This window comes from Metabacillus mangrovi (assembly GCF_009711125.1).
Taxonomy (GTDB): Bacteria; Bacillota; Bacilli; order Bacillales; family Bacillaceae; genus Metabacillus_B; species Metabacillus_B mangrovi.
On the sequence record NZ_WMIB01000005.1, the window covers coordinates 1 to 23107 of the forward strand.

General features: G+C 46.7%; 27 protein-coding genes and 1 riboswitch. Of the genes, 14 read left to right on the forward strand and 13 right to left on the reverse strand.

Annotated elements, in window-relative coordinates:
- Positions 1 to 519: 519 nt before the first annotated feature.
- Both metC and GKZ89_RS07190 read right to left on the reverse strand, forming a co-directional pair.
- Positions 520 to 1707: a cystathionine beta-lyase gene (gene metC, locus GKZ89_RS07185; RefSeq protein WP_155111732.1), complete on the reverse strand. Its 1188-nt coding sequence runs from the start codon at positions 1705 to 1707 to the stop codon at positions 520 to 522.
- Positions 1694 to 2818: a methionine biosynthesis PLP-dependent protein gene (locus tag GKZ89_RS07190; protein WP_155111733.1), complete on the reverse strand. Its 1125-nt coding sequence runs from the start codon at positions 2816 to 2818 to the stop codon at positions 1694 to 1696. Before GKZ89_RS07190 ends, metC begins: the two co-directional genes overlap by 14 nt.
- 153 nt (positions 2819 to 2971) lie before the next feature.
- Positions 2972 to 3091, reverse strand: a riboswitch (SAM riboswitch).
- A gap of 167 nt (positions 3092 to 3258) precedes the next feature.
- Between GKZ89_RS07190 and GKZ89_RS07195 the strand changes: the two genes are divergently transcribed.
- The 4 genes from GKZ89_RS07195 to GKZ89_RS07210 all read left to right on the forward strand — a co-directional run bounded on the left by GKZ89_RS07195 (position 3259) and on the right by GKZ89_RS07210 (position 5743).
- Complete coding sequence (locus GKZ89_RS07195) at positions 3259 to 3984, forward strand: alpha/beta hydrolase-fold protein (RefSeq protein ID WP_162356568.1); 726 nt, start codon at positions 3259 to 3261, stop codon at positions 3982 to 3984.
- Positions 3985 to 4013: 29 nt separating this feature from the next.
- Positions 4014 to 4532, forward strand: coding sequence for a YjcG family protein (locus tag GKZ89_RS07200; protein WP_155111735.1), 519 nt, complete (start codon positions 4014 to 4016; stop codon positions 4530 to 4532).
- Positions 4532 to 4954 carry a GNAT family N-acetyltransferase gene (locus GKZ89_RS07205; protein WP_155111736.1) on the forward strand — a complete coding sequence of 141 codons (423 nt, stop codon included), beginning with the start codon at positions 4532 to 4534 and terminating at the stop codon, positions 4952 to 4954. The genes GKZ89_RS07200 and GKZ89_RS07205 overlap by 1 nt, the downstream gene beginning before the upstream one ends.
- A 111-nt stretch (positions 4955 to 5065) precedes the next feature.
- Positions 5066 to 5743: a DUF421 domain-containing protein gene (locus GKZ89_RS07210; RefSeq protein WP_155111737.1), complete on the forward strand. Its 678-nt coding sequence runs from the start codon at positions 5066 to 5068 to the stop codon at positions 5741 to 5743.
- A 77-nt stretch (positions 5744 to 5820) separates the two neighbouring features.
- On the opposite strand, the gene GKZ89_RS07215 is transcribed toward GKZ89_RS07210, so the two are convergent.
- Positions 5821 to 6168 carry a tRNA-binding protein gene (locus GKZ89_RS07215; RefSeq protein ID WP_155111738.1) on the reverse strand — a complete coding sequence of 116 codons (348 nt, stop codon included), beginning with the start codon at positions 6166 to 6168 and terminating at the stop codon, positions 5821 to 5823.
- Positions 6155 to 6403 (reverse strand): hypothetical protein, encoded by a 249-nt coding sequence (locus tag GKZ89_RS07220; RefSeq protein WP_155111739.1) that lies wholly within the window; start codon positions 6401 to 6403, stop codon positions 6155 to 6157. The genes GKZ89_RS07215 and GKZ89_RS07220 overlap by 14 nt, the downstream gene beginning before the upstream one ends.
- Positions 6404 to 6553: 150 nt before the next feature.
- On the opposite strand from GKZ89_RS07220, the gene GKZ89_RS07225 reads away from it, so the two are divergent.
- Both GKZ89_RS07225 and GKZ89_RS07235 read left to right on the forward strand, forming a co-directional pair.
- Complete coding sequence (locus GKZ89_RS07225; protein WP_155111740.1) at positions 6554 to 8812, forward strand: UvrD-helicase domain-containing protein; 2259 nt, start codon at positions 6554 to 6556, stop codon at positions 8810 to 8812.
- Positions 8813 to 9482: 670 nt separating this feature from the next.
- Positions 9483 to 10826, forward strand: coding sequence for a M28 family peptidase (locus GKZ89_RS07235; protein ID WP_155111741.1), 1344 nt, complete (start codon positions 9483 to 9485; stop codon positions 10824 to 10826).
- A 42-nt stretch (positions 10827 to 10868) separates the two neighbouring features.
- On the opposite strand, the gene spoVIF is transcribed toward GKZ89_RS07235, so the two are convergent.
- The 4 genes from spoVIF to GKZ89_RS07255 form a co-directional block, all read right to left on the reverse strand.
- Positions 10869 to 11123: a sporulation-specific transcription regulator SpoVIF gene (gene spoVIF / locus GKZ89_RS07240; protein WP_035409216.1), complete on the reverse strand. Its 255-nt coding sequence runs from the start codon at positions 11121 to 11123 to the stop codon at positions 10869 to 10871.
- 376 nt (positions 11124 to 11499) lie between these two features.
- Entirely contained in the window at positions 11500 to 11631 is a 132-nt protein-coding gene (locus GKZ89_RS07245; protein WP_155111742.1) for a YjcZ family sporulation protein, read from the reverse strand.
- A gap of 87 nt (positions 11632 to 11718) precedes the next feature.
- Entirely contained in the window at positions 11719 to 11934 is a 216-nt protein-coding gene (locus GKZ89_RS07250; RefSeq protein WP_155111743.1) for a hypothetical protein, read from the reverse strand.
- A gap of 339 nt (positions 11935 to 12273) precedes the next feature.
- The gene (locus tag GKZ89_RS07255) at positions 12274 to 12612 is read right to left on the reverse strand and encodes a DUF1360 domain-containing protein (RefSeq protein ID WP_155111744.1); all 339 of its coding nucleotides are present in this window, start codon (positions 12610 to 12612) and stop codon (positions 12274 to 12276) included.
- A gap of 148 nt (positions 12613 to 12760) precedes the next feature.
- Between GKZ89_RS07255 and GKZ89_RS07260 the strand changes: the two genes are divergently transcribed.
- The 5 genes from GKZ89_RS07260 to GKZ89_RS07280 all read left to right on the forward strand — a co-directional run bounded on the left by GKZ89_RS07260 (position 12761) and on the right by GKZ89_RS07280 (position 16578).
- Positions 12761 to 13150, forward strand: coding sequence for a spore coat protein (locus GKZ89_RS07260; protein ID WP_155111903.1), 390 nt, complete (start codon positions 12761 to 12763; stop codon positions 13148 to 13150).
- Between the two features lie 31 nt (positions 13151 to 13181).
- Positions 13182 to 13457, forward strand: coding sequence for a spore coat protein (locus GKZ89_RS07265; RefSeq protein WP_155111745.1), 276 nt, complete (start codon positions 13182 to 13184; stop codon positions 13455 to 13457).
- 91 nt (positions 13458 to 13548) lie between these two features.
- The gene (locus GKZ89_RS07270; protein WP_155111746.1) at positions 13549 to 14010 is read left to right on the forward strand and encodes a spore coat protein; all 462 of its coding nucleotides are present in this window, start codon (positions 13549 to 13551) and stop codon (positions 14008 to 14010) included.
- 388 nt (positions 14011 to 14398) lie between these two features.
- A complete protein-coding gene (locus GKZ89_RS07275) occupies positions 14399 to 14896 on the forward strand; it encodes a CotY/CotZ family spore coat protein (protein ID WP_155111747.1) in 498 nt (165 codons plus the stop codon).
- Positions 14897 to 16125: 1229 nt separating this feature from the next.
- Positions 16126 to 16578: a CotY/CotZ family spore coat protein gene (locus tag GKZ89_RS07280; RefSeq protein ID WP_155111748.1), complete on the forward strand. Its 453-nt coding sequence runs from the start codon at positions 16126 to 16128 to the stop codon at positions 16576 to 16578.
- A 49-nt stretch (positions 16579 to 16627) separates the two neighbouring features.
- Here the strand turns inward: GKZ89_RS07280 and GKZ89_RS07285 are convergent, their stop codons facing one another.
- Both GKZ89_RS07285 and purU read right to left on the reverse strand, forming a co-directional pair.
- Entirely contained in the window at positions 16628 to 17152 is a 525-nt protein-coding gene (locus GKZ89_RS07285) for a CotO family spore coat protein (RefSeq protein WP_155111749.1), read from the reverse strand.
- Positions 17153 to 17218: 66 nt separating this feature from the next.
- Positions 17219 to 18121: a formyltetrahydrofolate deformylase gene (gene purU / locus GKZ89_RS07290; protein WP_155111904.1), complete on the reverse strand. Its 903-nt coding sequence runs from the start codon at positions 18119 to 18121 to the stop codon at positions 17219 to 17221.
- A gap of 134 nt (positions 18122 to 18255) precedes the next feature.
- On the opposite strand from purU, the gene GKZ89_RS07295 reads away from it, so the two are divergent.
- From GKZ89_RS07295 to GKZ89_RS07305, 3 genes are read left to right on the forward strand one after another with little or no spacing between them, the layout of a single operon-like run.
- Positions 18256 to 18468 (forward strand): helix-turn-helix transcriptional regulator, encoded by a 213-nt coding sequence (locus tag GKZ89_RS07295; RefSeq protein ID WP_155111750.1) that lies wholly within the window; start codon positions 18256 to 18258, stop codon positions 18466 to 18468.
- Complete coding sequence (locus GKZ89_RS07300; protein ID WP_155111751.1) at positions 18458 to 18763, forward strand: DUF2178 domain-containing protein; 306 nt, start codon at positions 18458 to 18460, stop codon at positions 18761 to 18763. The genes GKZ89_RS07295 and GKZ89_RS07300 overlap by 11 nt, the downstream gene beginning before the upstream one ends.
- Entirely contained in the window at positions 18760 to 18954 is a 195-nt protein-coding gene (locus GKZ89_RS07305; protein WP_155111752.1) for a hypothetical protein, read from the forward strand. Before GKZ89_RS07300 ends, GKZ89_RS07305 begins: the two co-directional genes overlap by 4 nt.
- Positions 18955 to 18973: 19 nt before the next feature.
- Here the strand turns inward: GKZ89_RS07305 and fabI are convergent, their stop codons facing one another.
- From fabI to mgtE, 3 genes are all read right to left on the reverse strand, one after another.
- The gene (gene fabI / locus GKZ89_RS07310; protein WP_155111753.1) at positions 18974 to 19750 is read right to left on the reverse strand and encodes an enoyl-ACP reductase FabI; all 777 of its coding nucleotides are present in this window, start codon (positions 19748 to 19750) and stop codon (positions 18974 to 18976) included.
- Positions 19751 to 19851: 101 nt separating this feature from the next.
- Positions 19852 to 21699, reverse strand: coding sequence for a cation:proton antiporter family protein (locus GKZ89_RS07315; protein ID WP_155111754.1), 1848 nt, complete (start codon positions 21697 to 21699; stop codon positions 19852 to 19854).
- Between the two features lie 15 nt (positions 21700 to 21714).
- The gene (gene mgtE, locus GKZ89_RS07320) at positions 21715 to 23082 is read right to left on the reverse strand and encodes a magnesium transporter (RefSeq protein ID WP_155111755.1); all 1368 of its coding nucleotides are present in this window, start codon (positions 23080 to 23082) and stop codon (positions 21715 to 21717) included.
- Positions 23083 to 23107 lie beyond the last annotated feature (25 nt).

Here is a 23107-nt window from a genome sequence, read left to right on the forward strand (position 1 = left end):
AACAAGGAAAAAACTGAATAACTACATGATAAAGGATCCACGCCTTCTCTTTAAGGTGTGGATCCTTTTACGCTTACGATAAATCATTAATTTCGGAGATAAAATGTTTTTTTCGAAGATAAGACCGCTGCTGCTGTGTTCAGGCTCAGGATTTGAGCTTCTTACTACGCAGTAAATCCACTTTACCAACTTAAACGCTATTTTACTTGGTCGTTTCTCCACGTTTTTCACCGAAAACCAATCCTTCCGCTGCGATGTCAGGTACCAAGTTTATTACAGCATCCGGAAATTGAGGCCGAAGAGGGTCCTGCCTCCTCCCCTTAGCCGATGACTATGCCGGAATATTAGTCTCAGGAGCCTGGGATCAGACCCACTCCCCTCCTATTTCACCACAAGTTTCACCACCAAAAGGACAGAGACCCTCCTAAAAAAAAAGCCCCCAGAGCCTAACCGCGCTATCACGCCTAAGCTCCGGCACCTTCTAAAAGTTCTGCCGCAATTTATCGGAAATCTTCTTTTTCACAGCCTCGCATACTGCAGAGGCTTTACTTTTGGCAGCAAGTCAAGCGCTGTCCGGAAATCCTCAATCAGGTCCTCTGCTTTTTCGAGGCCGACGCTTACGCGCAAGAGACCGTCGGTGATGCCTCTCCGGTAGCGTTCTTCTCTCGGCATGGCGGCGTGTGACATTTTCGCCGGGTAGGAAAGTATGGTTTCGACTGCGCCGAGGCTGACTGCGAATACCGGGAGCTGTACGTTCTGTACAACTTTCCTTACTGCGTCTTCGTCAGCCAGCCGGAAGGAAAGGACGGCTCCGGGGCCGCTTGCCTGGTATCTCTGCACAGAGCATCCCGGGTGGTAAGAGAGGCCGGGATAATACACTTCTTCAACGGCCGGGTGCTTGGATAAAAAAGCAGCCAGTTTGAGTGCGGATTCGGTTGATTGCTTCAGGCGGACATGGAGGGTTTTCAAGCCCCGCAGTACGAGCCAGGAGTCCTGTGCGCCTAATATGGCGCCGAATGAGTTTTGCAGTTTGTAGAGCTGGTTTCCGAGTTCTTCATCCTTTACCACTGCGAGCCCTGCGACAACATCGCTGTGGCCGGCCAGGAATTTTGTGGCACTATGGAGGACGACATCTACCCCCAGCCCGAGCGGCTGCTGAAGGGCTGGTGTTAAGAAGGTATTGTCTAAAAAGGTGAGGCATTCGTTTGCTTTTGCGAGCTTGACGATCCCCTCTATATCTGTAATTTTGAGAAGCGGATTCGATGGTGTTTCGAGATAGATGACTTTTGTGTTCGGGCGGATTTCGGAGGCTACGTGATGCAGGTCCGACATATCCACGAACGTATATTCAATGCCAAAACGGCTCAGCACTTCCGTTACCATCCGGTATGTTCCCCCGTATACATCTTCCGTCACCAGAACGTGATCTCCTTTTGACAGCAGGAGGAAGGCTGTGGAGATGGCGCTCATTCCAGAAGAAAAGGCGAACCCTCTTACACCACCTTCAAGATCTGCGATGGCGTTTTCGAGCACCTCTCTTGTCGGGTTGCCTGAGCGGGCGTAATCGTATTTTCCAAATGCATCAAAGTCCGACTGGTGAAAGGTGGAGGACAAATGGACCGGAACGCTGACCCCTCCGGTTTCTTTGTCCGTCTTATGGCTATTATGCAGCAGCTTTGTCTGGATGGACCATTCAGTATTGCTCAATTTTCTCCTCCTCCTTTACAGCCTGGAATGCCTGCTTCAGATCGGCTTTTAGATCTTCTGCGTGCTCGATTCCGACCGAGAAGCGCAGAAGCCGGTTACAGACTCCGTTTGCCGTGCGTATTTCTTCTGGTATATCCATATGCGTCTGGGTTGCCGGATAGGTCATCAAACTCTCGACGCCCCCCAGGCTTTCAGCAAATGTAATGACGTTCAGATTTTTCAGGAACGGGTTGACCCACTCCTCCCGGGCGATTCGGAATGACAGCATCCCTCCTCTTCCCGGATAAAGGACGTCAGTCACTTCGGGCAGCTCCTTCAGAAAAGCGGCCACCTTTGCAGCATTTTCCTCATGCTGCTTCATTCTGAGTGCCAGTGTCTTCAGTCCGCGGATCAGCAGCCAGGAATCAAACGGGGCAAGAACGGCACCAATCGCATTATGATGGGATGCGAGCTCCGCACAGAGCTGCTCCCCTTTTGCCACGACAATTCCGGCAAGGAGATCATTGTGGCCGCCCAGATATTTGGTTGCGCTGTGAATGACGATATCTGCCCCGTGGCGAATTGGCTGCTGGATCACCGGTGTATAAAACGTGTTATCGACAATAAGCAGTAAGCCATGCCGTTTCGCAAGCGCAGCTACTTGTTTTACATCTGCTTCCTGCATCAGCGGATTTGTCGGTGTTTCCAGGAAGATCGCTTTCGTGTTTGGAAGGATGCGCGCTTCCGTGCTCTCGAGATCAAGGAAGGTGTCATATTGAAAGCTCAGTCCATACTTGCGCCATTCCTGCTCAAACAGCCGGTACGTGCCCCCGTAGATATCGGAAGACACGATAAGGTCATCTCCTGTTTTGAATAGAGCCATGATCGTCTGGATGGCACCCATTCCCGAACTGAATGCAAAGCCCCGGTCTCCTCCCTCAAGATCTGCGAGGGCTTGTTCAGCTATCGCACGCGTCGGATTGCCGGTCCGTATGTAATCAAATCCGGTAGATTCTCCGATTCCTGTATGCCTGTAGGCAGTTGTCAGGTAGATGGGCGGATTTACGGCTCCTGTCGTCTGTTCACTGCGGTTTCCAATTTGGGCAAGGATGGTTTCTGTATGCTTTGTCATGCGATTCCCTCGTTTCGTTAATATAATTGACTGTGTTAAAGCAAGGTGTGGATCACTTCTTGATTGGAGCGGAAGGCGTGAGCGTTTAACAGGAACAAATAATAAAAGCCCTCCTCTTAAAATAAGAAGAAGGCTTAGCGTTCAAAGGTCTTCCTCTTATCTCCCAAGCTCCGAATTGCTTGCTGGATTTAGCACCTTGGGACGCATATGCATGCGCGTCTACCGGTTGCTGAGGTTTCGCAGGGCCAGTCCCTCCACCTCTCTGGATAAGAATAAATCGTCGGAAATATATGAATTTTTTATAACCTTAACGTACTTTTTCAACTTTTTCAAGGGGTAATACTTAAGTTTTTCCAATTTACTGAAACAGCATTTTTCTGCAAAACATGCTAAAATAGGTGGAAGCGCTTATATTGTATCTTACATCTGGAGGATTTGACGTGGAAAAGCAAACTGGAGTTGTCAAAGAATCTTCTTTTTTCTCAGAATCATTAAACGAAGAACTGACTGTCCTCACTTATTTGCCAAAAAGCTATTCACCGCTGTATAAATACAGTCTGCTGATCGCTCAGGATGGACAGGATTATTTCAGGCTCGGCCGGATCGCGCGCCAGTATGAAGCCCTGCTTGAAAAAGAAGAGGCAGAAAATGTGATCATCGTCGGCATTCCGTATAAGGATGTTCAGGACAGAAGAGCCAAGTATCATCCGGACGGTGAAAAATTCTCAGCCTACAAACGGTTCCTTGCCCATGAGCTCGTGCCGTATCTGGACAATGAATACCCTGTTTATCAGGTTGGACAGGGCCGGGCGCTTATAGGGGATTCACTTGCTGCAACAATTGGATTGATGACAGCTTTTGATTACCCGAATATTTTCGGCAAAGTTATCATGCAGTCTCCATATGTCGATGATTCAGTCATTGAAGCAGCAGAAAATTTCAGCAGTTCTCCTGATATTACGATTTTCCATCAGATTGGAAAAAAGGAGACGGAAGTCAAAACGACGGCAGGAGAAGTACAGAATTTCCTCGAACCGAACCGGATGCTGCAAAAAGCAATCGAAAAAAAAGGATTTCCTTACTTATATGAAGAATTTGATGGAGACCACACATGGACCCACTGGCAGCCTTTGCTTCCAAAGGCGCTGAAGGCCATGTTTAACTAATCTGCTAACCAACATTGGAGGGAACCCGAATGAGATATGGCATAGTTCTTTTCCCGGCAAAAAAATTACAGGATCTGGCGAATTCCTACCGTAAACGTTATGATCCGCATTATGCACTGATTCCGCCGCATCTTACATTGAAGACCCCTTTCGAGGCTTCAGATGAGGAAATCAAAGCGATATCAAAAGAATTGCGGCGTTCTGCCCGCGAGTTACGTCCTGTACAGCTGGAAGTGACAAAGATCAGTTCGTTTTCACCGGTCAATAATGTCATTTATTTAAAAGTGGAGCCGACAGAAGAACTGAAGGAGCTTCATTCCATGCTGCATTCAGGAGCGCTTGAATCCGAGCCGGAATATGCATTTGTCCCGCATATCACGATCGGCCAGAAGCTTTCCGATGCAGAAATGGCCGATGTACTTGGACAGCTGAAGATGCAGGATAACCATCATAGTGAACAGATCGACCGCTTCCACTTGCTTTATCAGTTGGAAAACGGAGCATGGACAGTGTATGAAACCTTTATTCTGGAAAAGGAAGAGATCTAATGCAGGCTAAGATTGCACAGACTGAAAAAGAAATGCAGGATGCTTTTTCGATCCGCATGAAAGTATTTGTGGAAGAACAGAACGTTCCAGCCGAAGAGGAATTGGACGAGTATGATGATACGGCTGTCCATGTCGTTCTCTACGATGAGGAAATGCCGGTTGGCACAGGCAGAATCCGGGAAGCGGATGGTTACGGAAAGCTTGAACGGATCTGCATTTTGGCCTCCTGCCGCGGCAAGGGTGCGGGCCGGATGATTATGAAAGAGCTCGAGTACACCGCAGCACCGAATATTTCCCGATTCAAACTGAATGCCCAGACTCAAGCGGTCCCTTTTTATGAAAAGCTTGGCTATGAGGTCTGTTCAGAAGAATTTCTTGATGCAGGAATCCCGCACGTCACGATGATAAAAAAGCGTACATAGCACGATCCGCAGCAGCCCGGGTATACGATCAGCGTATCCCGGGTTTTTTCTGCTGGCCGCCCGCCTGAGTATAAACTCCATAATCCGTGCATTCTAGTAAGGGTGATCTAAATGGAAATGTATCGGATAGCACTGGAATTGATCGTTGGCTTTTTTGGTCTTTTTTTAATGTCAAGACTGCTCGGCAAAACGCAAATCACACAGATCACTACCTTCGACTTTATCTCGGCACTCGTCCTCGGAGAACTCGTAGGAAATGCTGTTTATGATGATGATATCGGTCTGCTTGAAATCCTGTTTGCCATTACAATCTGGGGAATTCTGATTTTTGTGATCGAGTGGCTGACGCAAAAATCAAATAAAGCACGGATTTTAATGGAAGGACATCCTACGATTATCATACGGAACGGGGTAATCTTAAGGGAGCAGCTGAAAAAAGAAAAGCTCGATTTAAACCAATTGCAGCATCTCATCCGTTCAAAAGGAACCTTTTCTATGAGAGAAATCGAGTATGCAATTTTGGAAACAGATGGAAGTGTGAGCATCCTAAAAAAACCGGAATATGACATTCCAGTCCGGTCCGATTTCTCAATGAGGGGCAGTGTTCCTGTTCTGCCATTCAGCCTTGTTTTGGACGGATCTGTTCAGCGGGATAACCTGGAGGAAGCGGGACTGAGCGAGGACTGGCTGATTCAGGAGCTTTCCAAGAGCGGCATCCAATCCTATAAGGACCTGCTTTATGCAGAGTGGCGCAAGGATGACGGGCTGTATTTTGTGAAAAAAAAATAGACCGGCAGCCGGTCTATTTGCGGCCGCTCCTTCCGTCCGGGGCGGCCTTCCCCCTTTTATAGGTGACAATTAAGCGTTTATGCAATCGGGGTGCCATTCGCGACCGGTTCATCCGGCCTCAGCAGCACGACGTCGCCGCTCCCATCTGCAGCTCCAATGACAAGGACTTCTGACTGAAAGCCCGCGATCCGGAGCGGAGGAAAATTTACTACAGCAGTAATCTGAGAGCCAATCAGCTTCTCAGGAGCATACCGTTCTGTAATCTGGGCGCTTGACTGTTTTATTCCAATATCCGGTCCAAAATCAATCTCAAGCTTAATGGCAGGAATTCTGGCTTCAGGAAAAGCCTCTGCACGGAGAATGGTCCCTGTACGGATGTCGAGTTTTTTAAAATCTTCTATTGCTGCGAAATCATGCTCTGGCATCAAAGCTGATCCCTTTTCCCGGTTCAGAAGGCAGAGCACTCTCAGATGACCGTTTCATGCGGTCCAGTATCCTGGAAAAACGGCTTTCTTCATACTTGCGTTCTTCTTCCATTTTATCCTTTTGCAGATGAATTTTCGAGACACGGTCGAGAGAGGCATAATCATCTTTTACTGAAACTGAACGATTCGCATATTGTATGTACTGGTCGATTTGAACAGGCCCTATCCAGGTCATTTTCCCACTCTCCTTTACTTCGTATATACCCCGATTTTTAAGAAAAAACGCTCCGGTCACCTTTTTCTTTCTCTATGAGTCTGTTAAGATGGTTCTTGTCTATTTACATATAAAGTACGTTCTCAATTGAGATTTTATGGGAGGCACCCAATGTTTTTTGCGAAATTTTCTGATAGATTAATAGATCTCTCTCATTTTCCGAGAGAAGATTACCAGAAGCTGTTTGACTGGAGCCGAAAAGGACTGCTGGAATGCCCGGTCTGCGGAAAACCTGTAGCTATAAGGCTCAGCATCTCGGCTGCACCTGAATTCGAGCATAGCGATCATTCGGCAGCCGCCGGCTGTTTAAACGCTTACACTCCCCAGAAATCCGATCCAACCAATCGGGTGGCGGAACCTTCAGGCGCATTTCGCATTCCGAAAAACAGAAGCATTTCCGATTCCGCGGATCAACCGTCTGCTATTTGGAAAAATCCGAGTTTTCCAGGCATCATTGCTCCATTTACAGAAAAGAGTGATCCACTTATCACCCTTTTCGATGATATTACACTAAATCAAGCCCAGGCAGAAGCAGTGACCTCAAATGCTTCCTCTACACTCGTGCTCGCAGGAGCAGGAAGCGGTAAAACGAGAGTTCTCACTTCGAGGGCCGCTTTCTTAATCCAGGAACGGGCTGCTGCTCCTTCATCGATCATGCTGATTACGTTTACAGTAAAGGCCGCAAAAGAGATGAAAGAACGGATGGCTTCGCTGTACGGCCTTTCGGTCCAGCAGGTAAATGCAATGGTGACCGGCACATTCCACGGCATTTTTTACCGTATCCTCACCCATCATGACCGGAGCCGCTGGGACTCTAAAAACCTGCTGAAGGAATGGCAGCGCGAACAGTATGTAAAGCAGGCAGGCCGGGATTTAAAGCTTGATGAAACGGATTTCCCTTATGATCAGGCCCTGCAGCAGATCGGGCTGTGGAAAAATACCCGCCTTTCTCCAGGAGAAGTAAAGCCTGCCGATGCCTCGGAGGAAAAAAACGCCTACCTCTACAAAAAGTACGAAGAATTTAAAGAAGCGAACGGACAGTTTGATTTCGACGATATGCTTTTGCAGTGCCTGCACCTTCTTGAGAATGACGAAGCGATCCGGACTTCGTACCAAAACCGGTTTGAACATATCCTGATTGATGAATTTCAGGATATTAACCAGGTACAGTATGAAATCATTCAAATTCTGTCAGCCCATCATCAGTCGGTATTCGCAGTCGGGGATGATGACCAGTCAATCTATGCGTTCCGCGGAAGCAATCCCGCTTTTCTGCTCCGGTTTACAAAAGATTTCCCGGATGCAAAAGTGATTCATCTTGCCTCCAATTACCGCTCGAGCCACGAAATTGTAGCAACTGCCAACAAGATGATCGAGCGGAACCGCGAGCGCCATCAAAAGAAAATGGATGCAACCTTTGCGAACGGAATTAAACCGATGTTTTTCTATCCTTACGATGAAGAGGAAGAAGCGACACTGATTGTCAATGATCTGAAAGATAAAATCCGGAGCGGCAGAAAACCGCATGAATTTGCCATCCTCTACCGCACTCACACAGGGGGCCGTGCAATTTTCGAACGGCTGAGCGAGTCCAGCATCCCGTATTCGGTCGACCAGGAGACAGGTTCGTTTTATGAGCGCAAAATGGTCAGAACTCCGCTTGCTTATTTAAGATTAGCTGTTAATCCGGATGACGGGCAAGCGATGAAAGACCTTATTTTTGCCTTATTTTTGAAGTCGCACGTACTGCAGGATATAAAAGCCCTATCTATTCTAAATGATTGCACGCTGCTGGAAGCACTCCTTCATGTACAGGACATAAAGCCCTTTCAGCAGAAAAAAATTCAGGACATTCTTCCTTATTTTAGTAAAATCAAGGCGATGTCTCCGCTGGATGCCCTAAATCTGATTGAAAAGAAAATGGGACTCGCGGATGCAATCAAAAAACGCGGCAACGAAGGAAACAAAATGGATAAAGGTTCAGATGATCTGCAAGATCTGAAAGTCGCGGCCAAAAAGTTCAGTACAGTAGAGGAACTCATTGAGCATGCAGATCATATGACGGCCCTCTCTTCTAATCTTAAGAAAAACGGCCGCAGTCAGGCGAACGGTGTGCGTCTGATGACCATCCACCGCTCGAAAGGGCTCGAATTTCCGTATGTCTATGTTCTTGGTGCCGTCGATGGGAGCATCCCGCATGATTTTTCGCTTGAATCAGCCCGGAACGGAGACTTCACAGCGTTTGAAGAAGAGCGCCGCCTGCTCTATGTAGCGATGACCCGTGCACAGTTTGAACTCTATCTTTCTTCTCCGCAAACCCGGCGCGGAAGAAAAAGTGCCCCTTCAAGATTCTTTCAGGCCATTCAATAACGAGAAAACCCCGGATACTGGTTCCGGGGTTTTTTACCACACGGACTGCCTTGAACTTGTATCGTTTTCATCCGTAATATAGCGAAGATGTTCAAAATCTTTTGATGCTGCATTATGGTATAAGCGTTCGAGTTTTGCATGGCCTTTTCAATACATATCCACATATGTCCTTACTAACAGCACAAGCTAGCACTCACTATTTCCAAATTCCTCTTACGATCCGTTAAGGTGTGGATTTTTCCGTTCGGATATGCTTGCAAAATTACAGAGACGAGATAAAATTCGTTTCCCTCTATTAGATTCCTGAGATTCAGGCCATCCAGCCCGTCCATTTCCTTTGGAGTTTGCAGTTCACTTCCATCTGTTAAATAAAACTCTACTTCTCCGGCCGCCCATACATCGTCATTTATTTCTAAGGGGATCGAGGAATCTCCCATATTCATTATGGATTTCCAAACGGAGCCCTCGTTTCATTCATTATCTCTCCTCTCAAGTGACCCTTCACCCTTCAAAGGCTAAAAGACCCCCTTCAAAGTGACTATTTTCTTCAAAATTCTCACAAAAATAGAATTTTCAGTCTACTTTACTTCGGTAAAATGGTCACTTATTTCGACACCCTAAACAATATACAATAAAAGAGCAAGACTACTATATTTATAGGGGGTTCTGTATGAAAAAAACATTTGCTTCATCGCTTTTGGCTGCCTCTCTCCTGGTAGGGACCGCAGCAGCTCCTCAAGCTGCCATGGCACAGCCCGCACAAAACGGATATGAGTTCAATGTGACAGAAAAGAAGCTGATCAACAAGATCAACGCAAACAAAATGTACAACACGATTGCGGATTTATCCGAGACTCCCCGGGTTGCAGGCACAGAATCGGAATGGAGAGCAGTTCAGTACATCAAAAAGAAATTTGAATCATACGGATACAAGGCAAAAGTACAGCCATTTACCCTTAAAAGCTATAAATCTCCTGACAAAGTATCGTTGTCTGCAGATGGAAAAGACTATCAGCCTGGATTTTTTACATACACGGTAAGCGGCCAAGCCACCGGTGAACTCGTACTGGCAGGTCTCGGCAAAAAAGATGAACTTCAGTCGATGGATCTAACCGGTAAAATCGCTCTGATTAAGCGCGGAGAGATCAGCTTTGGTGAAAAGGTGCTGAACGCTGCTGAACGGGGTGCCGCCGCCGTCATTATCTACAACAATACGAACGGCCCATTAAGCGGTACACTTGGACAAGCCAATAGCAAATACGTCCCTGCTCTTTCTCTTCCAAAAGCAGATGGTGAAGCGCTTGCAGCTAAGCTGACAGCCGGGGAGAAGATTACAGCTTCTGTGCTTGCAGAAGGCTCAAAAATTGAAGAAAAAACCTCACATAATGTCATCGCAGAAAAGAAACCACTCGTCTCCAAAAACCGCAAGAGTGATATTATTGTTGTCGGTGCCCATCATGACTCTGTCGAATCTGCTCCAGGAGCCAATGATGACGCATCCGGAACAGCTATGACGCTGGAACTTGCACGCATTTACAAGGACGTTCCAACTGACAAAGAGCTTCGCTTCGTTACCTTTGGAGCTGAAGAGATCGGACTATTAGGCTCTTATCATTATGTAGACAGCCTGTCCGATGACGAAATCGCACGTACCGAAGCGAATTTCAACCTCGATATGGTCGGAAGCAAAGATGCAGGGGATCTTGTGATGTGGACGCTGGATGGCAAAGAAAACCTCGTGACTCAGCTCGTACAGAAAAAAAGCCAAAAGCTGAATGGCAAAGCTGTTCCTTTTTATCAGGGCGGACGAAGTGATCATGTTCCATTCGCCGAGGAAGGCATCCCGGCTGCTCTCTTTATCCACAGTCCAACGGAGCCTTGGTACCATACTCCAGAAGACACAATTGATAAAATCAGCAAGGACAAGCTCCAGGACGTAGCGGAAATTGTCAGCACAAGCATTTATGAACAAGCGAAGCTTGATATCAAATTGCCGAAGACGAAAGCCCAGTAAATTCAAAAAGCCTTCCGTTCACTTTGAACGGAAGGCTTTTTGCTATTTCTTGTTAATCATCTTGGAGATCGTGTTAAAATCCAGCTTCTCTTTCCCATTTACGATGGAATTGACAATCTTGTCTTCTGTTTCCTTCGGCACTTTTTTATTGGCAATCTGGGCAACCTTGCGGATCACATTTCGGACCGTCGTTTCATCACGGAAATTCGCATTTTGAAGGGAATTGGCCAGAGCCAGGATTTCATTCATGTTTACGCCCGTTTTCTTTTCAATGTTCTTAAAGAACTTATTATCCATTTTTCTGCCTCCTCACTGTTGCTTTATCCTATGAAGGGGCCCAGTCGAGTGTGCATGGGTCCCTCACAAGAACAAAAGCACAAGCGCCTTGCAAGATGAGTTCTTCTAATTAAACAGTGTCCCGCTGCAACGCATAACAGGCCGGCATCAAACGTGAGATCTGCAATAAAAAAGGCGATCGAGGCCCTCTGCCCCCTCGCAGAACGAACCAAGGTTGATGGACTTATGTATTCAGAACCTGCCAGACGCTGGAGCTTGACGAATATGTCCTTCAGTAAAAACAGATTCACACGTTTTCCCTTTAAAAACGGAGAAAGCACGGACACCCGGTCCGTGCTTTCCTGTCTGCATATCTTTGAAGGAGATTGCAAATTGATTAGTTGTAGAAAGAAGCACCAACGATGATCAAAAGAATGAAAAGTACTACGATCAGAACGAAAGTAGAACCGTAGTAACCGCCACCGCCGTAGCCGCCACCGTATCCATAACATCCATATCCGTAAGACATTAGCCATGCACCTCCCTTTCCTTCTTCTCTACAACATATGAAATCCGGCCAGAAAGGGTATGGACATTCGTGCAATTCATTACAGATTTATTTTTCACTCTTTTTTTCCTGCTTCATCCACCTCTCCGCCTCGTTTGCCAGGCTCTCCATTCTGGCCTCGAATTTTTCAGCCTCAGACTCCAATTTGTTCAGGTCCCTCTCTTTGCCAGAGAGCCACTTGTCACTCTTTTTCATGACTTCATCGTGCCCCTTGTAGCGGTTGCCGATGAACACTTCAAATTCCTTGCTCAGCTTTTTGCCCATGACAGCACCTCCCCTTCAGCTTATGCAGAAAAAGAAAGCCCGGAAATAAAAAAAGCAGATTGAAGGAGGTTCTGCTGCGTTCACCTTGTCCAGTTCTTTGTCAGGACTTTAACGCATTTTCAGAACAATAAAAAAAGCAGGAGCCTCCTGCTTTTTTAGTTCAGCGCTTTTTGCCGCAGCCGCAGCCCTTTTTCTTAACCGGCTTGGAAACATGCCGACTGTTCCCTTGAGACTGGGGCATGGATGGATTCATGTATGGCTTGTTCATGCTGCTCCACCTTTCTTCCGGAGATACAGCATTTTATGAATAGCGGACAGAATCCGTACTGAGTCAATAACCTAATCTAACATCCTTCCTACAGCTGTTTCGATGATCCCGGCGAGCCCGGCCAGAGCCAAAATGCAGATCAGCGGCTCCATTCCAACCGGCCACAGCAGCCATCCGCCATACAGCAGCCCCGTGCACCAGACACCGGTGCACCAATAGCAGCTGAGCAGCTCTCCAATCCACTTCCGGATGCCCTTTCCCTTCATCTTAATATAAATCCCATCCCCGGACTTATATTCTTCATGAAAAGGCCGGCGCAGCCAGTCTGTTATCTTGTCATACACGAAAAGACGGGTTAAACGGAAGATCGCAAGCCCAAACAGCACGGCCAGCAGCCAGCTATCTATCATGTTTCTCCACCTGCCATTCCCTTCTAACTTATGAAGGGACGCGGCATTTATGAAAAAAATCGGGAAGAATCTGTATGTTTTCATCAGTCCAAATACAGCTGTGCTGCATTAACTATGTATATATGGGAAAGGAGTGAATCATTTGTCTATGGATCGGCCCATCATGGAGGAAGCAGCACAGGAAGCCGGACAGGATCTTGTACTTTTTCAAGTATCAGATGAGGGAATCTTCATTAAAGATTCCGAAGACGTAACCGTCGAAACAACCGATACCCAGCTCGCCCTGTCCATCCAAGCTGCCATCCAGGTGGCCATCGCCCTTGTAATCAATTTGACGATTGCAGACAGCACGCGTGCAGAGCAAGTGACACAGCAAATCTTGACGAGTGCCGTGACCCAGCAAAGAAAGAAGCAGCGAATCATCATCATCGGATCTGAAAATGTAACCGTCAAAGCGACAGATACAGACGTGGCCATCTCCCTTCAGCTGCTCATTCAAATTCTGCTGGCACTGCTATTGCAGATTGATATCCTCTAACCCTTTCAAAAACCCTAAAGGAGTGAACAACATGTCAAGCAAAAACCTGAACGATATCTCTTCCACATTGATGCAGCTTTTCGTTTCTGATGTATTTAATAAAAACAACATCACAGACGATACGAAAAAGCAGCTGTCTGACGACCAAAAAGAAAAAATCAAAGCCGTAGTCCTTGATCTTCAAGCCAAAGTTGACGAATTTCTATCAGCGCAAACACAAAAGGCTGCTGAAGAAGCTGCCCCGGCTGAAGCACCTAAAAACACCACACTACGCGATATGATGAAAAACAAAAAAGCGAGCGAATAACAAAAATAGGCGTATGACTCAGGATGTTTGTCTAAACAAAAGCGGCCTTTCCAACATTAAATAGTATTACAATGAAAGGAGGAAAAAGAACATGTCAAATTACTCTTGGGTAGCGAACGACAGAAGCTGCTCTCACCCTACAGAAAACAGCAACAGACTTGGTAACTTTTGCGACCGTGATGGTGAAGTAGATCAAAACGCAGATCAAGTAAGCAAAACAGCACAGCTTTCTTCTGAAACCATCATCATCAAAGACTCTTGCGACATCGAGGTAACAACGACTGAAACACAAATCGGGGTTTCTCTTCAAGCAGCCATTCAAGTAGCAATCGCTCTAGTCATCAACCTTACAATCGCAGACAGTGCGCGTGCTGAAATGGTAACGCAAGACCTTCTTCAAAAAGCGACCATCACTCAAGCAAACGCTCAAAAACTGGTTATCGAAAACTCCCGCAACGTAAACGTAAAAACAACCGACACAGACATCGCAGTTTCCCTTCAGTTGCTTATCCAGATCCTTTTGGCTCTTGTCGTATCCATCGACATCTTCTAATTTCCCCGCATCAGCGAGAAAAGCAGGCTCCCCGCCTGCTTTTTTCTATTGAGCAAATCGGAAGCAGCCGCATGTGGCAGCGCCGTGCATTCCTGCCCGCGCTCTTTTGGCATGTACCGGTTTGCTGTTTTTTTATGGAAGGCTGCTTACCAGGCTGAAATCCATACCGGCAGCCCAATCGTATTTTTCTGCAGGGTTCCTCAAGACAGCAGCAGCCTCCTTATCCCGGACACTTATCTTAGCGTCAGTTCAAGTCATAAAGGGATCCTCCGCTTCTTTTTCCGCATCCATCCATGGATCCGTGACGTTCACCCACACCAATAGCCATCTCCCCACATATGTTGTTAAAGACTAATGTCAATCAACCAATATTTAAGGAGATGAAAACATGAGCTGCGGAAAATCCCACGGGAAATACGATTACGAAAGCTGCGTCTGCAAAGCCGTTGAAAACATCCTTGCAGAACAGGAAGCAGTAGAAGAAAGCTGCCCTACCAGCTGCTACAGCAACCTGCTGAGCCCAAGTGCAATGCCTGGCAGAGACACCATTCCGTTCTTGTTATTCGATAAAAAAGGAAAACTATTCTCAGCATTCGGCAACGTTGGCGGATTCATGGACGACGCCACTTGCTTCGAAACGATCTTCTTCCGCGTCGAAAACCTGAGAGACTGCTGTGCAACCCTCTCCCTGCTTAAACCAGTAGACGTAGAAGGCGACACCATCAGCGTATGCGATCCATGCGCCGAAGATTTCTTCGGACTTGAAAAATCCGATTTCTGCATCGAAGTAGACCTGAACTGCTTCTGTGCTATCCAATGTCTTTCCCCTGAACTAGTTAACCGCGTTTCCCCGAACAACAAAAAGAAGCACCACCACCATGGCTAACATTGATTAGACTGCCTAAAAGGTAGTCTATTTTTTTTGGTTCTGGAGGGGGTGGTTGGGTGGGGCGGACTTATCTCGGATTGGTTTCTTTAGTTTGGCGGGTTTTACGTGGGGGCGGTTTTCTTTCCATAGGCGGGGTTTGATGTGGGGCTGGGGGCGGTTTTATTGGGACGAGGCGCTTTATATGGGCGGTACTTACTGAGGACGGTGCCCATTTTTATGGGTAGTTCTTTTATGGGGCAGTTCTTACTGGTGGCTGCTTTTACTTAAGAAGGTTCCCTTTGATGAGGAGATCTTACTGGATGGGGAGTTCCTTTTATAGAGCTGACCGGCTGGTAACCGGGCTGCATATATAGGATCTAGTAATCGCAGGGGAAAAAACCTGAAGCAGAATTCGTCGAATTACCCCGAATAATCGATATATGGATTTTTTCGCCGATATATTTTTATTTTCGTCGATATATCATTTTTTTCGCCGATATATGAAAAAAATCGCCGATATATCTAATTTATCGCTGATAAATTATTTCGCCCCCCATTTTTAGTGGTTTTTAACCTGGTTTGAGGCTCATTTATCAGACCCCTGGCCTCTAATCAATGAAAAAACAGTTCACTCATCCAAATATTCTAAGATAAATCACCCATTCTCTTACGAAAACGGCATTCTTTTGCTCAAATTAAACCCCATGTAGCAACTAACCTCCTTTTGCCCGATAAATCAGTCCCAATTCAACATCTAATCCTATCTAACTGCCAACTTCCTTGGCTGATCTTCCTGGATCCTGCTTTCGAATTAAAATTAAGTCCACATCAGTACCTCTTTTAATCCCGTCCTTCACTGTGCCCATCCCCGGCAGCCTCCAGCTCCTCTGTAATTCCCTATCAGTCCTGACGCTTTCCACCCCATCCCCAAGCGCACCCTCCCCCTCCAGCCCCAACTCCCCTGCAAGCCCTTATCAGTCCCGACGCTTTCGCCCCCCATCCCCAAGCGCGCTCTCCCTCCCGATGACCACCGTTTCTCAACCCCCATTCATAAGCGCTCACCTCATACCCCACCCTCTGTTTCCCGCCTATCAAAAGCCCCGTCCCGTTTTTCCGGATACCTGCCTCCCTTCCCGGGCTGATGGCTATAAATAAATTTGATTTAATGGGCAGTTGCCCTAGCACCTTTAGTCTTGTACCTGCCTATCCTATTAGTGACAATAAATCTTTATCCGGGAGGGATAAAAATGACTCTTTCTAAAGACTTTGGCTGCGTGTGTGATGCAGTGGAAAATATCGCCGACTTGCAAGATGCAGTGGAGGAGCAGTGCTCGACCAGCTGTTACAGCAATCTTCTTTCCCCAGTTAATACATTAGGAGATACGATTCCATTCATTCTATATACGGAAAAAGGGGAGCCTTTTAAGGCGTTTGGGAATGTAGGAGAATTGCAGTCCGGTGATTGCTTCAACACGATTTTCTTCCGTGTGGAAAGCGTGAAGAAGTGCTGTGCGACGCTTCGTTTGCTGATTGCTTTCGATGATAAGAAGCATGTTTTGAATTTCCATAAAAACAGTGCTTGTGATGTGTTCCGTTTGGAGAAAACGGATAATTGCATCGAGGTGGATTTAAAGTGCTTCTGTTCCATTCAGTGCTTGAATCCGCGTTTGATTAATCGTACTCTTAATGGGGACGATTAAGTTAAAATGAAAAAAGAGCTGAAGCCGGAGTGATCCGGTTCAGCTCTTTTTAAAAGCCCAGAGGCTGGATGGCCTTGATGTCTTCTGCTTTTATACTGACTGGCTGAGAGCTTGCGCTTGTTCTCAAAAGGACGAATCCGTCTTTTTCTCCGGTTATGATGCCCCTGTACGTCTGGTCGGCAAGTTCTACCTGGCAGAGGGTTCTTGGAATGTTGCTTGGCAGGCTTGCGAAAAAGCTGATTTTTTCCGTTATGCTCATGGAGTTGAATGATTTTCTTGTTTTCCGTTCATATACCGGGGTTTCCTGGCTTGCGGCTCGTTCGCTTGCCGGTTCCGCCGGTTTTTTTGTTAAATCAATTTTGCCTGTTTCAGCAGGTGCGGCCAGGTCCGCGCTTCCGGCTTTATCGGCTTCCTGTACATTGTCAATTTGCTCGATTTTTTGTTCTTTTTTCGGTTTAGCTGAAACGGACTTTTTAATGGCGACGGCCTGCATGTTTGCCTGGGGCTTCACACTGTCTGGCTGAACAATATACATAAGCGGCTGTTTCGCCTGCTTCTCATTTTTTTCGCTCATCTTTCCACCTCCGGGTCATGAACTGTTCAAAACAGTTTATTCGCCTCGTTTGGAATTCATGACCAATCAGGAAAAGACAACCGTTTTGTTTCCATCGGTAAGAATCCGGTCCTCGAGATGCCATTTTACCGCACGGGAAAGGACACTGCGCTCAATGGATCTTCCGATTCGCTTCAGGTCATCTACATGGTCGTGATGGGTAACACGCTCGATATCCTGTTCGATGATCGGTCCTTCATCCAGTTCGTCGGTCACATAATGGGAGGTGGCGCCGATGAGCTTGACACCTCTTTCATAAGCCCGTTCGTACGGCCTGGCCCCGACAAAAGCAGGCAGGAACGAATGGTGAATGTTAATGATCCGGTTCGGATGAGCAGCTGTAAATTTCTTAGTGAGAATCTGCATATAGCGGGCCAGGATGATCAGTTCAATTTCATATTGCAGCAGCAGCTGCTGCTGTTTTTCTTCTGCTTCCTGCCGGTTTTCCTTAGAGGCCGGGATATGGTAAAAAGGAATGCCGAGCGACTCGACGATCTTACGGCAGTTTTCATGGTTGCTTATGACAATTGCCAGATCTGCAACAATGTCTCCGCTTTGCCATGCCCATAATAATTCCAGCAGGCAGTGCGGTTCTTTTGAAACAAAGATGGCGGTTTTTTTCAGTTCAGTAACACTTGTGATCTTCCATTCCATCTTAAAAGGAGCCGCTGCTGATTCAAATTCGGTTCTCATCTCAGCAAGTCTGCCGGCAAAATCCGGGCAATCAAATTCGATGCGCAGGAAAAAAGTGCCCCCGGAAGGATCTGAGGAGTACTGGCTGGACTCTATAATGTTTGCCCCGTGACTGAATAAAAATTGGGATACCGCCGCAACGATTCCCGGCTGGTCCGGGCATTTAAGCAAAATCCGTCCCCGGTTTCCGTATTTTCGTTTGTACTGTCCGGCATGTGTTTGGCTGAATAATTCCATCATGCAGTCCTCCTTCACGTAAAAAACGTCCTCCCCATTATATAGAAAAGTTGAATGGTTAAAAAGTAAAGCCCCCTTGACATTCCAATAAAAGTAAAGTACGTTTTACTTATCCGTAACTGGGAGGCAGGTATTTGATTTCACTGATTCGTGAAAAAAGGACAGAGAGCCGGATTACGCAGGAGGAACTGTCCCGTATTTTAGACGTCTCCAGGCAGACCATTATTTCTTTGGAACAAGGCAAGTACAAACCATCCCTTGTTTTAGCGCATAAGCTTGCCCAGGTTTTCAAATGCACCATTGAAGATCTTTTTATTTTTGAGGGGGATGAAAACATTGCTGAATAACATGATTGCTTTGGCGGGTTTATCCGGAGGGCTTCTGATTGCCGGAGTGTGTTATCTTTTTGCAAGACGGAACGCACGGAAAAAACGGGGCTTGGATGAACGGTACCGCTATATGATGTCTAACTCTAAAGCGCTTTCCTGGAACGTCACTTTTTTTGCCATTTTGCTGGCATGGGTCCTGGTCATTGCCGTGGAGGGCATTTCGCTTTCGTTTTTTGTAATGAGTGCCATTTATGTCATTCACAGTGTCTCCCTTATTGTGTTTACCTTTTATTTTTCAGGTCAGCATTCATGAAGCCTTCGAACGCCGCTGCCCTTATGGTCTCTCTATTTTTGCTGGCTGCTGTTCCACTCTTCCTGCTTGCCGTTTCCATGAGGACCGGTGAATGGACATTCTTCCTATACGGTCTGTTCCCTTCCTTTTTTGCAGGGTTTACCGGACTGCTGTTTACCCTTCAGCAAATCAGAAAAGAAAAAAGAGCCTGAATCAGGCTCTTTTCTTCATTCAACCGCCGATAATATGATAGCCGGAATCAACATGCAGGTTCTCGCCTGTCATGCCGCGGGAAAGGTCGCTGAACAGGAACAGGGCGGTGTCACCGACTTCTTCCGGATCAGTGGTCCTGCGGAGCGGTGCTTTTTCTTCGATTTCTTTCAGGATGGAGTTAAAATCACTGATTCCTTTAGCGGAAAGGGTCCGGATTGGTCCGGCTGATATGGAGTTCACACGGATTTTATGCTTGCCAAGGTCTTCTGCAAGGTAGCGGACACTGGCATCAAGAGAAGCCTTTGCCACTCCCATTACGTTGTAGTTTTTCACAACGCGTTCTCCGCCAAGATACGTAAGGGTCACGATGCTTCCGCCTTCCGTCATAAGGCCCTTAGCTTCCTTAGCCACAGCTGTCAGTGAATAAGAACTGATATTGTGCGCAAGAAGGAACCCTTCCCGTGTTGTATCCATGTACTCGCCTGCCAGGTCTTCCTTGTTGGCAAATGCGATGCAGTGGGCCACTCCGTGAAGGACACTGACTTCCTGCTTAATTTCTCCAAAGCATTTTTTAATTTCATCATCATTTGTAATGTCACATTGATAAAACAGTGAATCATCCCGCTCAAGTGTTGCAGCCAGGTCTTTTACCGGCTTTTCGAACCTTTCGCCTGCGTATGTAAAAATGACTCTTGCTCCTGCGCTGTGAAGGGATCTTGCAATGCCCCAGGCGATGCTTCGTTTGTTTGCTACTCCCATTACCACAATATTGCGGCCTTGTAAGGAAACGTTCATTTGGGTGTGCCTCCTGTTTTATACATGTTATTAGTACCTGGTTATAATTATAGCAGTTCCCTCATCAAAAAGACAGGCATCAATGATGCCTGTCCAAAGTACTAAATTTGCAGTTCTCTCTTCAGTTCCTGTACATATTCAAGCGACCCCGTTACAAGAAGGCGGTCCCCTTTTTCAAGTCTCGTATCCCCATGAGGAACGATTGATTCGTTGCCCCTGAAAATGCGGACGATGATCAGGTCCCCGGTAAACGGGAAAGATCTCAGTTGGACTCCAGCATACTTGCTGTTGCTCATATTCACATGATACAGCCCGGTTTCCTTATTGGTGAGGATCCGGACGATATCCGGAGATTCAATCCAGGCCTGCAGCAAAATCTTTGTGGAAAGTTCTACAGAGAAAACATCGATTCCATTGCTCTTCAATTTTTCAGCAAGCTCTGCTGAAGCTGCACTTGCCATCACACGGTTAACGCCCTTGTTTTTGGCAAAAAGAGCAATGTCCGCGTTTCTCTCCTCATCACCCGTGGCGGCTACAAGAATGTCAGCCTCAAAAACCTTTTTCTCGGAGAGCCTTTCAACAGAATAGTTTTTCAAATCTCTTATCTCAAAGAGTGATTCGGCAATGCCTTCACTCATCTTGTCTTGAAAAGTATGATAAACGACTGTTTCGTAATAGTCCGCATTCAATTCCCTTGTGACCGGCAATGTCATCTGATTGGCGCCGATCATGGCGATTTTTATTTTTTGCTGACCGAGTGATTTACGCTGAAACAGTTTTTTGAATCCGATCGGTGAAATGATACTTGAGATGACCGCTGTCAATATCAGTGCACCTGACATCTGGCTGTCGATCACCCCAGCCTTTTCACCAATGGTCGCCCCGGCGATAACAAGCGACAGTGTCGCTGTCAAAAGGAATCCGGCCGACAGCGTCGTACGCATGTCATACCATTTCAGCAAATACAAGACCGGCAGTAGTTTAGAAACAAACAGAGCGATCAGCAGCAGCGGGATTAGAATCAGGATTTTAGGGTTTTCAAACAGCTTCCACAAATCCAGCTCTACACCAATCATGACAAAGAAGATCGGGATGAGAAACCCGTAGCCGAAGGAATCGAGTTTCTGGACCATTTCCTTGTTAGGTGACAGCAGAGAGACGAGAACTCCTGCCAGAAAGGCCCCCAAAATATTTTCCGCTCCTATGGTTTCTGAAATTCCCACGAGAATAATGATTAAAGCGAAAACCGCTCTCGTATCAATCTGAACGGTCCCCTTCGACAACGATTCGATAAAGGACCGGTTTTTAAACCGGCTGCCGACAAAGTAAAGGATGACACCAGCCGCAAACAAAATCAGCAGCAGCCAGATGCTTCCTCCCCCATCTCCATACATGGAGGCGAATACCGCGAGCAGGATCATTGTGACTAGATCGGCAATGACTGCGACAAGCAGAATGATCTGGCCGATATTGCTTTTCATGATGTTTGCTTCTTTCAATGTTGGAACAACAACACCGAGCGAGATGGTCGAAATGATGAGCGTCATTAAGAATGCATTCTTAATCAGGCCTGTCCAGGCGAAAAGCAGTGACAGCAGGATGGAAAGAATAAAAATCCCGGCAAAAATAATGCCTGATGCTGCAAACGTATTCGGAACCTGCTTCCTGTTCGGAAGCACCTCCTTTTTCTTGCCGCCCGAAAAAGCAGTAAAATCAATTTCGAGTCCGCTTAAGAACATTAAAAAGATAAAGCCGAGTGTTGAAAGGGTCTGCAGCCATGCATCCTGGTGCACAATATCCAAACCGCTTTTTCCGATGACAAGACCCATCAGAATTTCCGCGACTACTACTGGCATAAAATTGAGTTTAAACCGGTGCATAAGTATCGGAGTCATAAAGGCAACGATGACCACAATCACAAGTGATGTTACGGATGCTCCATGTTCCATCCTGTTCCCTCCTTCCTAATGAAGATTTTGAATAAAAAGAGTGGCCAGTCCCAAATAAATAAGAATACTGATAATATCATTGATCGTCGTAATAAAAGGTCCCGAAGCCACAGCCGGATCGATTTTAAACCGGTGCATGATCAGCGGTACCATCGCTCCCGCCACTGCAGCAACAATCAGCGAGAAAAGAATGGCCGCCCCGACGAGCAGACCGAGGACAAGATCCCCTTTCCAGACAAAGACCACTCCTGTTACCGCCACACCGCAGACTGTTCCGGCGATCAGGCCTGTCCCTGCTTCCCGCATCAGGATTTTAAAGGCTGTCTCTTTTGCTGTTTCGCCAAGCGCGATTCTCCGGATTGCTACCGCCAGCGCCTGTGTGCCAGTATTTCCGGCCATCCCTGCAATTAACGGAATGAATACGGAAAGAATTGCAACTTGATCAAGGGTTTTTTCAAATCTCCCGATCAGGCTTGCTGTCAGCATTCCAAGGAACAAAAGAATGATCAGCCACGGCAGCCGTTTTTTCGCCGCTGAAAATGGCCCCTTATCCTGGGAATCAGCATCTGAGATCCCAGCAAGCTTTGAATAATCCTCCGATGCTTCTTCATCGATGACATCGACGATATCATCGATGGTAATGATTCCGAGCAGCCGGTCATGAATATCGACAACCGGAAGCGCGAGGAAATTGTAATCCCTGATTTTCCGGGCTGCTTCTTCCTGATCGACTGAAACAAGCACCGAGTAGACGCGCTCATTCATAATCTCGGAAATCATCGTATCATCCTCAGAAATAATCAGATCCCTGAGCGATACGACTCCAACAAGCCGTTTATCCTCATCAACGACAAAGGTATAATAAATCGTTTCCGCATTTGGCGCTTCTGTCTTCAGTATCTGCATCGCTGACCGGACCGTCTGCTGAGCATGAATAGCCACAAATTCGGTCGTCATGATGCTTCCCGCAGTAAACTCTTTGTAATGAAGGAGCTCACGGATTTCCTTTGCGGCATCCTCCTCCATCAAGGTAAGATAGCCAGCTACCTGGCTCTGATCCAATTCATTCAGCACATCAACTGCATCATCCGCATACATTTGGGCGAGCATTTGGGCTGCATATATGGAATCCATCTCAGAGAGGTACATTTCAATCTCTTTTTCATCTGTATCCAGGTTCTCAAAAATGGCCGCCATTTCTTCCGGAGAAAGAAACCTATACAGGATCTCTCTTTCTTCCGGCTCTATAGAAGCAAACCATTTCCCCTGGTCATAGGAGTGTCTGTCAAAAAAACGCTCCCGGAATTCATCCATTCTGGCATGCTTCAGATCATTCAGCAGCAGCTCCTGCTCCACCTCGTCCATTCTCTGCACTTCAGCCATAAGCACCCCTCCCGTCCGGCTTTTA

Coding starts and splice junctions, on each gene's coding strand:
- mgtE (WP_155111755.1), bottom strand. CDS start 23,082: ATGGCTGAAGTGCAGAGAATGGACGAGGTGGAGCAGGAGCTGCTGCTG.
- GKZ89_RS07220 (WP_155111739.1), bottom strand. CDS start 6,403: ATGACCTGGATAGGGCCTGTTCAAATCGACCAGTACATACAATATGCG.
- GKZ89_RS07315 (WP_155111754.1), bottom strand. CDS start 21,699: ATGGAACATGGAGCATCCGTAACATCACTTGTGATTGTGGTCATCGTT.
- GKZ89_RS07270 (WP_155111746.1), top strand. CDS start 13,549: ATGTCAAATTACTCTTGGGTAGCGAACGACAGAAGCTGCTCTCACCCT.
- GKZ89_RS07250 (WP_155111743.1), bottom strand. CDS start 11,934: ATGGGCAAAAAGCTGAGCAAGGAATTTGAAGTGTTCATCGGCAACCGC.
- GKZ89_RS07265 (WP_155111745.1), top strand. CDS start 13,182: ATGTCAAGCAAAAACCTGAACGATATCTCTTCCACATTGATGCAGCTT.
- GKZ89_RS07215 (WP_155111738.1), bottom strand. CDS start 6,168: ATGCCAGAGCATGATTTCGCAGCAATAGAAGATTTTAAAAAACTCGAC.
- GKZ89_RS07305 (WP_155111752.1), top strand. CDS start 18,760: ATGAAGCCTTCGAACGCCGCTGCCCTTATGGTCTCTCTATTTTTGCTG.
- fabI (WP_155111753.1), bottom strand. CDS start 19,750: ATGAACGTTTCCTTACAAGGCCGCAATATTGTGGTAATGGGAGTAGCA.
- GKZ89_RS07245 (WP_155111742.1), bottom strand. CDS start 11,631: ATGTCTTACGGATATGGATGTTATGGATACGGTGGCGGCTACGGCGGT.
- GKZ89_RS07210 (WP_155111737.1), top strand. CDS start 5,066: ATGGAAATGTATCGGATAGCACTGGAATTGATCGTTGGCTTTTTTGGT.
- GKZ89_RS07275 (WP_155111747.1), top strand. CDS start 14,399: ATGAGCTGCGGAAAATCCCACGGGAAATACGATTACGAAAGCTGCGTC.
- GKZ89_RS07255 (WP_155111744.1), bottom strand. CDS start 12,612: ATGATAGATAGCTGGCTGCTGGCCGTGCTGTTTGGGCTTGCGATCTTC.
- GKZ89_RS07205 (WP_155111736.1), top strand. CDS start 4,532: ATGCAGGCTAAGATTGCACAGACTGAAAAAGAAATGCAGGATGCTTTT.
- purU (WP_155111904.1), bottom strand. CDS start 18,121: ATGGAATTATTCAGCCAAACACATGCCGGACAGTACAAACGAAAATAC.
- GKZ89_RS07285 (WP_155111749.1), bottom strand. CDS start 17,152: ATGAGCGAAAAAAATGAGAAGCAGGCGAAACAGCCGCTTATGTATATT.
- GKZ89_RS07235 (WP_155111741.1), top strand. CDS start 9,483: ATGAAAAAAACATTTGCTTCATCGCTTTTGGCTGCCTCTCTCCTGGTA.
- GKZ89_RS07200 (WP_155111735.1), top strand. CDS start 4,014: ATGAGATATGGCATAGTTCTTTTCCCGGCAAAAAAATTACAGGATCTG.
- GKZ89_RS07280 (WP_155111748.1), top strand. CDS start 16,126: ATGACTCTTTCTAAAGACTTTGGCTGCGTGTGTGATGCAGTGGAAAAT.
- GKZ89_RS07260 (WP_155111903.1), top strand. CDS start 12,761: ATGGATCGGCCCATCATGGAGGAAGCAGCACAGGAAGCCGGACAGGAT.
- spoVIF (WP_035409216.1), bottom strand. CDS start 11,123: ATGGATAATAAGTTCTTTAAGAACATTGAAAAGAAAACGGGCGTAAAC.
- GKZ89_RS07225 (WP_155111740.1), top strand. CDS start 6,554: ATGTTTTTTGCGAAATTTTCTGATAGATTAATAGATCTCTCTCATTTT.
- GKZ89_RS07190 (WP_155111733.1), bottom strand. CDS start 2,818: ATGACAAAGCATACAGAAACCATCCTTGCCCAAATTGGAAACCGCAGT.